Annotated in this window: 14 protein-coding genes and 1 tRNA gene; 11 read left to right on the forward strand and 4 right to left on the reverse strand. The window is 68.7% G+C overall.

Annotated features, from left to right (window positions below; translation table 11 throughout):
* Positions 1–8: 8 nt before the first annotated feature.
* From QNI14_RS10120 to QNI14_RS10165, 10 genes are all read left to right on the forward strand, one after another.
* Positions 9–1,376: an aldehyde dehydrogenase family protein gene (locus QNI14_RS10120; protein WP_283716473.1), complete on the forward strand. Its 1,368-nt coding sequence runs from the start codon at positions 9–11 to the stop codon at positions 1,374–1,376.
* 207 nt (positions 1,377–1,583) lie between these two features.
* Positions 1,584–1,656, forward strand: a tRNA-Trp gene (locus QNI14_RS10125).
* 44 nt (positions 1,657–1,700) lie between these two features.
* Positions 1,701–1,964, forward strand: coding sequence for a preprotein translocase subunit SecE (secE, locus tag QNI14_RS10130; protein ID WP_283716474.1), 264 nt, complete (start codon positions 1,701–1,703; stop codon positions 1,962–1,964).
* Between the two features lie 73 nt (positions 1,965–2,037).
* On the forward strand, positions 2,038–3,039 hold the full coding sequence (gene nusG, locus QNI14_RS10135) for a transcription termination/antitermination protein NusG (protein ID WP_283716475.1): 1,002 nt from the start codon (positions 2,038–2,040) through the stop codon (positions 3,037–3,039).
* A gap of 183 nt (positions 3,040–3,222) precedes the next feature.
* Entirely contained in the window at positions 3,223–3,654 is a 432-nt protein-coding gene (rplK, locus tag QNI14_RS10140; protein WP_184219227.1) for a 50S ribosomal protein L11, read from the forward strand.
* A gap of 13 nt (positions 3,655–3,667) precedes the next feature.
* On the forward strand, positions 3,668–4,357 hold the full coding sequence (gene rplA / locus QNI14_RS10145) for a 50S ribosomal protein L1 (RefSeq protein WP_283716476.1): 690 nt from the start codon (positions 3,668–3,670) through the stop codon (positions 4,355–4,357).
* 70 nt (positions 4,358–4,427) lie between these two features.
* On the forward strand, positions 4,428–5,468 hold the full coding sequence (locus QNI14_RS10150) for an NAD(P)H-dependent flavin oxidoreductase (RefSeq protein ID WP_283716477.1): 1,041 nt from the start codon (positions 4,428–4,430) through the stop codon (positions 5,466–5,468).
* A 119-nt stretch (positions 5,469–5,587) separates the two neighbouring features.
* Complete coding sequence (locus QNI14_RS10155; protein WP_283716478.1) at positions 5,588–6,385, forward strand: amino acid ABC transporter substrate-binding protein; 798 nt, start codon at positions 5,588–5,590, stop codon at positions 6,383–6,385.
* A gap of 70 nt (positions 6,386–6,455) precedes the next feature.
* Positions 6,456–7,130, forward strand: a complete 675-nt coding sequence (locus QNI14_RS10160) for an amino acid ABC transporter permease (RefSeq protein ID WP_283716479.1) — start codon at positions 6,456–6,458, stop codon at positions 7,128–7,130.
* Positions 7,117–7,887 (forward strand): amino acid ABC transporter ATP-binding protein, encoded by a 771-nt coding sequence (locus tag QNI14_RS10165; RefSeq protein WP_283716480.1) that lies wholly within the window; start codon positions 7,117–7,119, stop codon positions 7,885–7,887. The genes QNI14_RS10160 and QNI14_RS10165 overlap by 14 nt, the downstream gene beginning before the upstream one ends.
* A gap of 7 nt (positions 7,888–7,894) precedes the next feature.
* Here QNI14_RS10165 and QNI14_RS10170 read toward each other — a convergent pair whose 3' ends face one another.
* The 4 genes from QNI14_RS10170 to QNI14_RS10185 all read right to left on the reverse strand — a co-directional run bounded on the left by QNI14_RS10170 (position 7,895) and on the right by QNI14_RS10185 (position 12,115).
* Positions 7,895–8,926, reverse strand: a complete 1,032-nt coding sequence (locus tag QNI14_RS10170) for an NADP-dependent oxidoreductase (protein ID WP_283716481.1) — start codon at positions 8,924–8,926, stop codon at positions 7,895–7,897.
* Between the two features lie 122 nt (positions 8,927–9,048).
* Positions 9,049–9,510, reverse strand: a complete 462-nt coding sequence (locus QNI14_RS10175; RefSeq protein WP_347177834.1) for a MarR family winged helix-turn-helix transcriptional regulator — start codon at positions 9,508–9,510, stop codon at positions 9,049–9,051.
* Positions 9,503–11,170: an MDR family MFS transporter gene (locus tag QNI14_RS10180; protein ID WP_283716482.1), complete on the reverse strand. Its 1,668-nt coding sequence runs from the start codon at positions 11,168–11,170 to the stop codon at positions 9,503–9,505. Before QNI14_RS10180 ends, QNI14_RS10175 begins: the two co-directional genes overlap by 8 nt.
* A 267-nt stretch (positions 11,171–11,437) precedes the next feature.
* On the reverse strand, positions 11,438–12,115 hold the full coding sequence (locus QNI14_RS10185) for a YqaJ viral recombinase family protein (protein ID WP_283716483.1): 678 nt from the start codon (positions 12,113–12,115) through the stop codon (positions 11,438–11,440).
* 328 nt (positions 12,116–12,443) lie between these two features.
* On the opposite strand from QNI14_RS10185, the gene rplJ reads away from it, so the two are divergent.
* Entirely contained in the window at positions 12,444–12,932 is a 489-nt protein-coding gene (gene rplJ, locus QNI14_RS10190) for a 50S ribosomal protein L10 (protein WP_283716484.1), read from the forward strand.
* Positions 12,933–12,945: the final 13 nt, after the last annotated feature.

Genomic DNA, 12,945 nt, shown 5'->3' on the forward strand with positions numbered 1-12,945 from the left:
GGAGCACCATGAGCGACTACCAGGTTGTGAACCCCGCGACGGGCGAGACCCTCGCCAGCTACCCGACGGCGACCGCCGCCGAGGTCGAGTCGGCGATCGCCGCCGCCGACGCGGCATCCCGTGGCTGGGGACGGAGCTCCACCCCCGCCGAGCGCGCTGCGCTGCTGCGGAAGGTCGCGGAACTGCACCGCGAACGCCGTCAGGAGCTCGCCGAGCTCATCGTCCGCGAGATGGGCAAGCAGATCGACGGGGCACTGGGCGAGGTCGACTTCGCGGCCGACATCACCGAGTACTACGCCGACCACATCGACGAGATCACCGGCGACCGCCCGCTCACGATCGACGGTGACGGCACCGCGGTGATCCGACGGGCGCCGCTCGGGGCACTGCTCGGGATCATGCCGTGGAACTTCCCCTACTACCAGGTGGCCCGGTTCGCGGCCCCGAACCTTGCGATCGGCAACACGATCCTGCTCAAGCACGCACCGCAGTGCCCGGAGTCGGCCGCGGCGATCGCCGCGATCTATGCGGATGCCGGCTTCCCCGAGGGGGCGTACGCCGACGTCCGGCTCACCAATGACCAGGCGGCCGAGGTCATCGCCGACCGTCGCATCCAGGGCGTCTCGGTGACGGGCTCCGAGCGCGCCGGTGCGGCGGTCGCCGAGATCGCCGGCCGCCACCTGAAGAAGGTCGCCCTGGAGCTCGGCGGTTCCGACCCGTTCATTCTGCTCTCGACCGACGACCTCGACGCCACCGTCCAGGCCGCCGTCGACGCGCGCCTCGACAACACGGGGCAGTCGTGCAACGCGGCCAAGCGCTTCATCGTCGCCGACGACCTGTACGACGCATTCCTCGAGAAGTTCACCGCTGCGATGACCGCGGCGACCGTCGGTGACCCGCTGTCGGAAGACACGGTCCTCGGCCCGCTCTCCTCGCTCACCGCGGCCGAGCGGCTGGCTGCGCAGGTGGATGCCGCGGTCGCCGCGGGCGCCACGCTGGTGGCGGGCGGCGTCCGCGACGGCGCGTTCTACCCGGGCACCGTTCTGACCGACGTCACCCCCGAGATGGACGCGTACCGCGAGGAGTTCTTCGGCCCCGTCGGCGTCGTCTACCGGGTGTCGGGGGAGGACGAGGCGGTGGCCATCGCCAACGACACCGCGTTCGGCCTCGGCTCGTACGTGTTCACCACCGACGCCGAGCAGGCTGCACGCATCGCCGACAAGATCGACGCCGGCATGGTCTACGTGAACCTCGTGCTCGCGGACGAACCGGCGCTGCCCTTCGGCGGTGTGAAGCGCAGCGGGACCGGCCGCGAGATGGGGCTGCTGGCGGCGGACGAGTTCGTCAACAAGAAGCTCATCCGCGTCGCGCCCTGACCCTGCCGAGAAACCAATTCAGCGCGAGAAGCCACACCAGCACCGGTTTCTCGCGCGGCAGCTGGTTTCTCGCACGACGCGTGCGGGGAGGGGCCGCGGTTCGCGACTCCTTCCCGCATGACGTACACTGGACGACGCAGTTGTCTGCATTCTTTCGCCGTGCCCACAGGGCTCCGGAGGGTGCGGATTCCCGGGTCGAAAGACCTTAGGGCGGTAGCTCAATTGGCAGAGCAGCGGTCTCCAAAACCGCAGGTTGCAGGTTCGATTCCTGTCCGCCCTGCGTGTCAGCGTCAGCTGACTCGAACCGAGCAACAGGTGGGTTGAATGGTCCAGGATGAGCCGAACGGCGAGGTCGTCGCAGCAGGCGGCGCCACCCGTGAGAAGAAGCTCAACGTCTTCCAGCGGATCGCCCTCTTCATCCGTCAGGTGTTCGCGGAGCTCCGCAAGGTCGTCACCCCGACCCGGCAGGAGCTGCTGAAGTTCACCGCGGTCGTCCTGGCCTTCGTGGTCGTCGTGATGGCGTTCGTGTACGGCCTCGACCTGCTGTTCACCTGGATCGTCGACGTCGTCTTCGGCGTCCCGGTGTGACGACGGACGCCTGTCCGCATGGATGCGGCGTGCTGAACCGCCCGGCATCCGAACCACTGAGGAAGTGAATCAAGTGTCTGAAAGATATGTCGACGACGCCGACTGGTCGACCGCCGCGGAGCAGTCCAGCGAGGACGACGAGGCCCAGGAAGGCAACATCCTGGCCGACCAGGAGCGTTCCGCCGAAGCCGCAGAGCACGCCGCCCTCCACATCGAGGACGACGAGGCCGCTGCCGATGAGCAGCCCACCGATGAGGATGACGTCGTGATCGAAGACCCCGAAGCCGATGCCGTCGTGAACGACGCGCTCGAGATCGACCAGACCGGCGAGGCCGAGGCCGCCGCCGAGGTGCTGACCGAGTCGCTCGCCGACGAGCAGGCCGAAGCCGCAGCCGAGGCTGCCGAGCAGGTCACCCCGTACGACGGTCCCGAGCTTGGCGATGACGAGCCCGAGTCCGACGACCCGTACGAGGCGTTCCGCGCCGAGCTCCGCTCGCTCGAGGGCAAGTGGTACGTCATCCACTCCTACGCCGGGTTCGAGCGCAAGGTGAAGGCCAACATCGAGCAGCGCAAGTCGACGCTCGAGGTCGAAGAGGACATCTACCAGGTCGAGGTCCCGATGGAGGACGTCGTCGAGATCAAGAACGGTCAGCGCAAGATGGTCACGCGCGTCCGGATCCCCGGCTACGTGCTCGTCCGTATGGAACTCAACGAGGACACCTGGTCGGTCGTCCGTCACACGCCCGGTGTCACCGGCTTCGTGGGCAACGCCCACAACCCGACGCCGCTGCGCTTCGAAGAGGCCTTCAACATGCTGAAGTCGCTCGTCGAGGTCAAGGAAGCCGCTCCCGCCAAGGCCGCAGCCAAGGGTTCGGCTACGCAGGCGCGTTCGGTTGTCACCGAGGTCGACTTCGAGATCGGCGAGACCATCACGATCAAGGAAGGCTCGTTCGCCGGCCTGCCCGGGTCGATCTCCGAGATCAAGCCCGAGAGCGGCAAGCTCACCGTCCTCGTCTCGCTCTTCGAGCGCGAGACGCCGGTCGAGCTCAGCTTCGACCAGGTGACGAAGCAGTAAGCACAACGTCGCACGAAAGCCCCGCTCCGACGGGGCTTTCGTCGTTCGACCGGGATGCCGCGATGCGGTAGACTCATGTGGTTTGTGTGCCGCTTCGGCGTGCACGGAAACGGACACCGCGACCCGGAACCGCCGGGCCCGCGGGAGAACGGGGCATCCACCCCGCTCGTGAAAGGAAGAGGAATGGCACCGAAGAAGAAGGTGACCGGCCTGATCAAGCTTCAGATCAACGCCGGTGCAGCCAACCCGGCGCCGCCGATCGGCCCCGCGCTCGGTCAGCATGGCGTCAACATCATGGAGTTCTGCAAGGCGTACAACGCCGCGACCGAGTCGCAGCGCGGCAACGTCATCCCCGTGGAGATCACCGTCTACGAGGACCGCAGCTTCACGTTCATCCTGAAGACCCCGCCCGCCGCCGAGCTGATCAAGAAGGCTGCCGGCGTCGCCAAGGGCTCGCCGACCCCGCACACCACGAAGGTCGCGAAGCTCACCAAGGAGCAGGTCCGTCAGATCGCTGAGACGAAGATGCCCGACCTGAACGCGAACGACATCGAGGCTGCCTCGCTGATCATCGCCGGCACTGCCCGCTCCATGGGCATCACGGTCGAGGGCTGAGGGGAAGAACATCATGGCTAAGTCCAAGGTTTACGAAGCAGCCGCGGCGAAGATCGACCGCGACACGTTCTACAGCTCCGCCGACGCCGTCGCGCTCGCGAAGGAGACCGGCTCGAAGAAGTTCGACTCGACCGTCGAGGTCGCGCTGAAGCTCGCCGTCGACCCGCGCAAGGCGGACCAGATGGTCCGTGGCACGGTCATCCTGCCCCACGGCACCGGTAAGACCGCCCGCGTCATCGTGTTCGCGACGGGTCCGGCCGCTGAAGCCGCCCTCGCTGCCGGTGCCGACGAGGTCGGTGGCGCCGAGCTCATCGAGAAGGTCGCCGCGGGCTACACCGCGTTCGACTCCGCCGTCTCCACGCCCGAGCTCATGGGTCAGGTCGGTCGCCTCGGTAAGGTCCTCGGACCCCGTGGCCTCATGCCGAACCCCAAGACCGGTACCGTGACCCCCAACCCGGCCAAGGCCGTCGAGGAGATCAAGGGCGGCAAGATCGAGTTCCGCGTCGACAAGCACGCCAACGTACACTTCGTCGTCGGCAAGGCGTCGTTCTCGGCTGACCAGCTCAACGAGAACTTCACCGCCGCGCTCGAGGAGATCGTCCGCCTCAAGCCGTCGAGCTCGAAGGGCCGCTACATCCAGAAGGGCGCCATCTCGACCACGTTCGGTCCCGGCATCCCGCTGGACGTGAACGCGCTCGTCTGAACGCACTGAACGTACGGGGCTCCACCTTCGGGTGGGGCCCCGTCGTCGTTCCCGGGCGTAGCGTCGAAGTATGACCACTTCGCTCCAGCGCGCACTCGGTGTCGACCTGCCCGTCGTGCTCGGCCCGTTCGGCGGGCTCTCTTCGGTCGAACTCACGGCGCTCGTGAGCGAGGCCGGCGCCCTCGGCTCCTTCGGCCTGTACGGGTACGACGCCGACCGCATCGCGGCCACAGCCCGTGCGCTGCGAGCTGTCACGGATCGGCCGTTCGCCCTGAACCTCTGGCCTCCCACCGGTACAGAAGTGACACCCGACGACGTCGATCTCGCCGGCTTCGGCGAGGCGCTCGCGCCGCTCTTCGCCGCCGCGGGCGTCCCGATTCCTCCGGCGCCCGCTCGCTTCCTCCCTCCGTTCGAGGAGCAGGTCGAAGCGGTGTGGGCAGCCGCGCCCGCAGTGGTGAGCTTCGTCTTCGGTGTGCCGGATGCCGCCGTGGTGGACGAAGCGCATCGCCGCGGCATCCGCGTGATCGGGACCGCGACGTCGGTTGCCGAAGCGATCGCACTGGCGGCGGGCGGCGTCGATGCCGTCGTGGCCAGCGGCGCCGAAGCGGCAGGACATCGCGTGACGTTCCACGGTGAACCCGAGGACTCCCTCGTCGGCACGTTCGCCCTCGTGCCGCAGGTCGTCGACGCGGTCGACATCCCGGTGATCGCGGCAGGCGGCATCGCCGATCGGCGCGGCGTCGCGGCAGCGTTCGCCCTCGGCGCCGCGGGAGTCCAGGTCGGTACCGCGTTCCTCCGGACCCGGCAGTCGGCAGCATCGCCTGCGCACCGCGCGGCCATCTCAGCCGCCGCAGACACCGACACCGTGCTCACTCGCGCCATGAGCGGGCGCCTCGCGCGCGGCATCCCGAACCGGGCCGTCAGGGAGATCGAGGCCACGGGGCGCGTCGCGCCGTTCCCGGCGCAGAACTGGCTGACGGGCGTCTTCCGCGCCGCCGCGGCCGGCGACCCCGAGCTCTCGTCGTTGTGGGTGGGGCAGGCCGCCGGGCTCGCCGTGCGGGACGACGCGGCGGAGGTGCTGGCCGAACTCGGCGCCGGGCTTCCGAGCTGATCCCCGGGAAACAACACGTCACACGCGGGAAGATCCGAGGAGGCCTCGTGTTGTACTTGGGGGTCGCCGCGCGGATCATGCACGAGCGACCCGCACCACCAGCCCCACCAAGGAGTCCCATGTCCCGTCGTCTCGTCGCGCTCGGCGCGCTCACTCTGACCGCAGCCCTCGCCCTCTCCGCCTGCTCGTCCGGCGGCACCGAGCCCGGCGGCGATGCGGGTGACGACCTCGGTCTCGTGTCGGCGGGTACCCTGACGGTCGCGACCGAGGGCACCTACCGTCCCTTCTCGTACCACGACGAGACCGGCGCGCTCGTCGGCTTCGACGTCGAGATCATCGAGGCCGTCGCCGAGAAGCTCGATCTCGAGATCACCTTCGCCGAGACGCAGTGGGATGGCATCTTCGCCGGCCTCGACGCCGGTCGCTTCGACGTCATCGCCAACCAGGTGTCGATCAACCCGGAGCGCGAGGAGAAGTACCTCTTCAGCGAGCCGTACACCGTCTCGCCGAGCGTTGTCGTGGTGAAGGAGGACGATGACTCGATCTCGACCTTCGCCGATCTCGACGGCAAGAAGACCGCGCAGTCGCTGACGAGCAACTTCTACCAGCTCGCCGAAGAAGCCGGCGCCGAGGTCACCCCGATCGAGGGCTGGGCCCAGGCCGTCGAGCTGCTCCGTCAGGACCGCGTCGATGCGACCGTCAACGACAAGCTGACGTTCCTCGACTACGAAAAGACCGACGGTCCGACCGGTCTGAAGATCGCCGCCGAGACCGACCCCGCCCGCAGTGCGATCGCGGCGACGCAGGACAAGACCGCCCTCATCGAGGCGATCGACGGCGCGCTGGCCGAACTGCGCGAAGATGGAACCCTCGCCGAGATCAGCGAGAAGTACTTCGGGGACGACGTCACCGAGTGACACGCACCCCTTCGGGCTCGGCGTGGCGTCGTGAGGCGCGCGCCGAGCCCGTTTCCCGTTCTGCGAAAGGATGCCGGTGGACGCCGAGACCTGGCAACTGATCCTGACCTCGTTCTGGCCGATGCTGAGTGCGGGCCTCGCCGTGACGATGCCCCTCGCGCTCATCTCGTTCGCGATCGGCCTCGCGCTCGCGATCGCCGCTGCACTGATGCGGATCTCCGGGAGCCGCGTCCTCGCGGGTATCGCCCGCGTCTACATCTCCGCGATCCGCGGCACGCCCCTGCTGGTGCAGATCTTCATCGTCTTCTACGGGTTCCCGCAGATCGGCATCCGCATCGACGCGTTCGCCGCGGCGATCATCGCCCTGTCGCTCAACGTCGGCGGGTATGCCGCCGAGGTGATCCGGGCAGCGATCCTCTCCGTGCCCAAGGGGCAGTGGGAGGCCGCCTTCACCGTCGGGCTCTCGCGAGCGACGACGCTCCGACGCATCATCCTGCCGCAGGCCGCTCGAGTCTCGGTGCCGCCCCTGTCGAACACGTTCATCTCCTTGGTCAAGGACACGTCGCTCGTGGCCACGATCACGGTCACCGAGATGTTCCGCGTGGCCCAGAACATCGCCGCGTTCAGCTATGAGTTCATGGTCATCTACATCGAAGCGGCCTTCATCTACTGGCTCTTCTGCCTCGTCCTGTCCTTCGGGCAGGACCGCATCGAACGGAGGCTCGATCGCCGTGTCGCACACTGACGCTCCACTGCTCCAGGTCACCGGACTCGAAAAATCCTTCGGCGACAACCACGTCCTCCGCGGCATCGATCTGACCGTCGCATCCGGCCAGGTCGTCTGCCTCATCGGCCCGAGCGGATCTGGCAAGACGACAGTCCTCCGGTGCCTCAACGGACTCGAGACCCCCGACGCCGGTGTCGTCTCGGTGGGGGAGTGGCGGCACGACTTCGAGACCGCGCCGACGAAGACCCAGCGCGCGGCGCTTCGCGACGCGTCGGCAATGGTGTTCCAGCACCACAACCTCTTCCCGCACCTCACGGTGCTCGAGAACGTCATCGAGGGGCCGGTGCACGCGAAGCGGATGCCGCGCGCCGAGGCGATCGCCGAGGCCGAGCGGCTGCTCGCCCGCGTCGGCCTCGCCGAGAAGCGCGACGCCTACCCGCATGAGCTCTCCGGCGGTCAACAGCAGCGCGTCGGGATCGTGCGCGCGCTCGCGCTCGCACCCGACTTGCTGCTGTTCGACGAGCCGACGAGCGCGCTCGATCCTGAACTCGTCGGCGAGGTGCTCCAGGTGCTGAAGGAGCTCGCCGACGAGGGCTGGACGATGGTGATCGTCACCCACGAACTGCAGTTCGCGCGCCAGGTCGCCGACCAAGTCGTGTTCTTCGACGGCGGCGTGGTCGTGGAGCGCGGTGCGCCGGAAGACCTGTTCCGTGCGCCGGCGGAGGAGCGGACCCGCCGCTTCCTCGACCGGATCCTCCGCCCGCTCGAGGACTGAACCGGCGTCAGGCCTCGCTGACGTGCAGCACGAGCTTTCCGCGGGCATGCCCCCGCTCGAGCTCGCGGTGCGCCTCGGCGGCATCCGACAGATCGAACACCCGGTCGACGTAGACCTGGATCGCCCCCGACTCGAGCAGGCGCCCGATCGTCGCGAGCACGGTGCCGTCGGGCACCACCTTGTAGGTCGTCGCACGGACGCCCGCCTTCGCCGCGGCATCCGCGTAGTCGGGCCATCCGCCGGTGGGGACCATCACGTACAGGCCACCGGGACGCAGCACCGAGAGCGAGCGGGTGCCGGTGTCGTCATGGAGGTTCCCGACGAGGTCGATCACGACGTCCATCTCTCCGACGACGTCTTCGAATCGCGTGGTCGCGTAGTCGACGGCCACCGATGCGCCGAGCTCGCGGAGCCAGGGCAGGTTCCGCTCGGAGCCGGTCGCGGTGACGTGCGCGCCGAAGTAGGCCGCGAGCTGCACTGCGAAATGGCCCACGCCGCCCGAGCCGGCGTGAATGAGCACACGCTGCCCTTCGTGGGCGTGCGCCGTCTCGACGACGAGCCCCCAGGCGGTGAGAGCAGCCAGTGGAACGCCTGCCGCCTCGACGTGCGAGAGCGCGGCGGGCTTGCGCGCGACCGACAGGCTCGGCACGACGACGTACTCCGCGTAGCTGCCGCCTGAGCGGGGGAACGACACCATGCCGAAGACCTGTTCGCCGGGCTGCAGCGGGTGCGCCTCGTACGGGCTCTTCACCACGACGCCGCTGAAGTCGAAGCCGAGTCCGGTGGGGGAGTCGGTGATCTGGCCGCTCACGCCGCCGCCGGCACGCGTCTTCGCATCGATCGGGTTCAGCCCTGCGGCGACGACGCGGACCAACAGCTCGCTCATAACCGGGGCCGGGACCGGCACCTGGTCTTCGCGGAGCACGGCCGCATCACCGGGCTCGTCGTAGACGACGGCCCGCATCGTCTGCGGGGGCGCTGTCACATCGACGAGCTCCGCCCCTGGGGTTGCTGCGGATCGCAGCGGCCGGAATCGCATCGGTCGCTCCTGTTCCCCGCGCCGGTCGACGTCGGCCGCACGGTGATGCTCGGTGTAGGCACCAGTCAAGCGGGAGATTGTCTCGACGGTGTTACGCCGGTGCGACAGGGTGGAGAAGCCCGTCAGGCGCCCGGTGCATCTCCGTGCGACAGGGCGTGGAGCAGGCGCGAGAGCGTCGAGATGTCCTCGATGCGCCACGACTCCAGCGCCCCCGCGAGCGCGCGCTCGCGAGGCGCCCGGGCCTCGGTCAGGCGGGCACGACCGTCGGCGGTGACCGAGAGCAGGCTCGAGCGCTTGTCGCTCGGATCGGCGGTGCGCTCGACGAGCCCGAGCTCCTCCAGCTCCCGAACCGTGCGGCTCATCTGGCCCTTGTCGGCCATGAGCGACTCGGCGAGCTGCGAGAGCGTGATGCCGTCCTGACGGGCGATCGTGGTGAACACCTTGTATGCGCCGGGCAGCATGCCCGGGCTCACCCGCTCCGCGTTCTCGGCCATCGCCCGGCGGAAGATCGCGATGAGGCTCGAGAACTCGTCTTCGAGGGCGCGCACGGCGGCCATCCGCTCGGGATCGGATCGGTCAGTCACGATCGTCCATCGTAGAGCGCCCGCTCACCACCGACACGGAACCGGTCGCGGTCAGCACGCTCATGCCCTCGGGTACCGACACGGTCGCGAGGTCGGCCTCCGATGCGTTCCGACGCTCGGACGTCGTCATCCGGCTCAGCGAGGTGTTCGGCAGGAAGACGATCGCGATGATGCTCACGACGGCGAACGGCACGGCGATGAGGAACGCCGACGAGATGCCCTGCGCGTAGATGTCCTCGATGATGACGCGGAGCGACTCCGGCATCGCCGACACCTGCGGGAGCGCGCCCGACTGCAGCTGCTCGGCCCACTTCGCTCCCTCTGCACCGAGCCCCGCCAGGGCGGTGCCGATGCGCTCGCGCGAGTCGCCGAACAGGTCGGTCACCCGGGTTGCGAGCGCGGCACCCATGAGCGAGACGCCGACGGTTCCGCCGAGGCTGCGGAAGAACGTGACGCCCGAGCTCGCGACGCCCATCTCGCGGGGCTTCGCGGTGTTCTGCACGGCGAGGACCAGATTCTGCATCGTCATGCCGACACCGGCGCCGAGCAGGAACATGTAGACCGAGACGAGCACGAAGTTCGTGTCGTAGTGGATGGTCGACAGCAGGATCGCGCCAGCCGTGAGCAGGATGCCGCCGACGACGAGGTAGGGCTTCCAGTGGCCGTAGCGCGTGATGAGTGCACCGACGCCGACCGACGCCAGCAGGAGTCCCGCGATCATCGGGATCGTCATGAGGCCGGCCTCCGTGGGCGTCGCGCCGCGGGCCATCTGCATGTACTGACCGAGGAAGACCGACGCGCCGAACATCGCGATGCCGGTGGCGATCGAAGCGATCACCGCGAGGGTGAAGGTGCGGTCGCGGAAGAGGCTGAGCGGCACGAGCGGCTCGGCGGAGCGGATCTCGACGACGATGAACAGCGCCGTCGCGACGAGTGCGCCGCCGACCATGAGGATCGTCTCGAGGCCCCACCACTCGAACGAACCGCCGGCGCCCGTCACCCAGATGAGGAGCAGCGACACGGCGGTCGAGAGCAGCACGATGCCGAGGTAGTCGATGCGGACCTTGCGCTGCGCGGGGGCGGCGTGCGGGAGCGTGCGCTGCACGATGATCATCGCGGCGGCCGCGATCGGGATCGACACGAAGAAGTTCCAGCGCCAGCCGAAGCTGTCGGTGATGAGGCCGCCGAGGAGCGGGCCACCGACGGTTGCGACGGCCATGACGGCACCGAACAGGCCCATGTAGCGCCCGCGTTCGCGCGGGCTGATGATGTCGGCCATCAGCACCTGGCTGAGGGCGGCGAGGCCACCGGCACCGATGCCCTGGACGGCGCGGAACGCGATGAGGGTGCCGGGGTCCTGCGCGAACCCGGCCGCGGCGGTCGCGATCACGAAGATGACGAGGGCCACCTGGTACAGCACCTTGCGGTTCACCAGGTCGGCGAGCTTGCCCCAGATCGGCGTCGAGATGGCCGTGGTGAGGAGCATCGCGGTGACGACCCAGGTGAACACGCCCTGGTCGCCGTCGAGGTCGTGGACGATCACGGGCAGCGACGTCGAGACGACGGTCGAGGCGATCATCGACACGAACATGCCGAGGAGGAGGCCCGAGAGGGCGGTGAGCACGTGGCGCGGGGCCGCGGTGGGGGTGGCGGTGGACATGCGTCTCCGGGGTTCGAGAGCGAGGTGGTTGACAAAACTCAAAGGTTGAAGAATGTCAACTATATCCACTACTTGACGAAAGTCAACTGTCTCGATCCGGGGGCGACGGATGCCGCCGGGATGTCTGCGCGTCGCCCGCGCGCGAATGCAATGCCTTGCGCACGACACGCCGGGGACGGGATGTCGCGCCGCGGCGTGTCCGCCGCGATCCATTGCATCCGTGTGCGCGCGCCGCCGACGCACCGCCCCTCGGCCCCGCGGCGCGGGTCAGTCGGCGAGGGCGAGTGCGCGGAAGATGTCGCGCTCGCGCAGCTGCTCGCGGCGGCTCACCGGCTGGACGGCTTCGCGCACCGGCGGGGTCAGCCCGGTCGTGCGGTGGTACAGCTCGTCGATCAACGACGTGGCCAGGCGGACGAGCGAGCCGATCTCGTGCTCGTCGCGGTCGATCCACGCGCAGCGGGGCTCGTCGCGCAGCGGCACGAAGTCCTGGTGCTCCTCCCACACCACGAGGGTGCGTTCGGCGCCGAGCACGTGCTGCTGCCACCAGACCTGCCGCAGGTAGGTGCGGGGGATCGAGCGCCAGCTTTTGTTCGTGGTCTTGATCTCGGCGAGGGTGACGCGGCCGGTGGCATCCACCATGATCCCGTCCGGCGTGGCGAGGTGCCGCTTCTCGATCTCGGCGTGGAAGAGCGCCGACGAGGGCTGGATGCCGTGGGTCGCGGCGACCCACGCGGCGATCTCGGGTTCGCGGCGGCGGCCGTGGTCCGTGTAGGCGTTGCCGCTGAAGCCCGACCCGCCGAGTTTCGCGTCGGCGGCGCGAGCGATGGAGCGCTCGCTGGTGAGCCCGGCCACGTCGGTGGCGGTGATCCCACGGGAGCGGGCCCGCATCCACGCCACCCGGTCGCGGGAGTCCGCGACGATCCTGGCGGCGAGTTCGGGTGTCACCCGTCGAGCCTACGTTGCCTCTCCCGCACGCCCGCCCCGACCCGCCGCGCGTCGCGGATGCGTCGCGTGCAACCAGGATTTGGCGGGGCGCGGCGGGGCGCGTATGCTGGGGGACAAGCCAAAGACCGTCGGTCATCGGCGTGCGTTCTCGCACATCGATCGAAGCTCTGCAATGCAGGGGCCCACGCAGGTGTACGAAACGACTTCCGGGAAACCGGGCCAGAAGCTCCGTGCGCTTGCGCCGGAGCTTTTCTCATTGCCGGGTGACCGCGGGCCGAGGTGGGCGCCCCGCCGCCGCGGAGCGTCTCGTACACATCAAGGAGTGACCATGGCGCAGAAGGATGCATCGGTCGCCGAGCTCACGAAGAACTTCGAGGACTCGAACGCCGTTCTGCTGACCGAGTACCGCGGTCTGACGGTTGCCCAGCTCAAGCAGCTGCGCAACACGATCCGTCAGGACGCGCAGTACGCCGTGGTGAAGAACACGCTGACCAAGATCGCCGCGAACAACGCGGGGATCACGGCGCTGGACGAGGACCTCAAGGGTCCCTCGGCCGTCGCGTTCGTGCACGGCGACTTCGTCGCCACCGCGAAGGCCCTGCGTGACTTCGCCAAGGCCAACCCGCTTCTCGTGATCAAGGGCGGCATCTTCGAGGGCAACGCCCTCACTGCCGACGAGGTCAACAAGTACGCCTCGCTGGAGAGCCGTGAGGTTCTGCTGGCGAAGGCCGCGGGCATGATGAAGGCGACGATGGGCAAGGCTGCCGCCACCATCGACGCGCTTCGCGAAAAGCTGGAGACCGCTGAGGCCGCGTAAGCGCGCAGCGGAT

The sequence above is a fragment of the Microbacterium dauci genome, assembly GCF_030065535.1.
GTDB classification, from domain to species: domain Bacteria; phylum Actinomycetota; class Actinomycetes; order Actinomycetales; family Microbacteriaceae; genus Microbacterium; species Microbacterium dauci.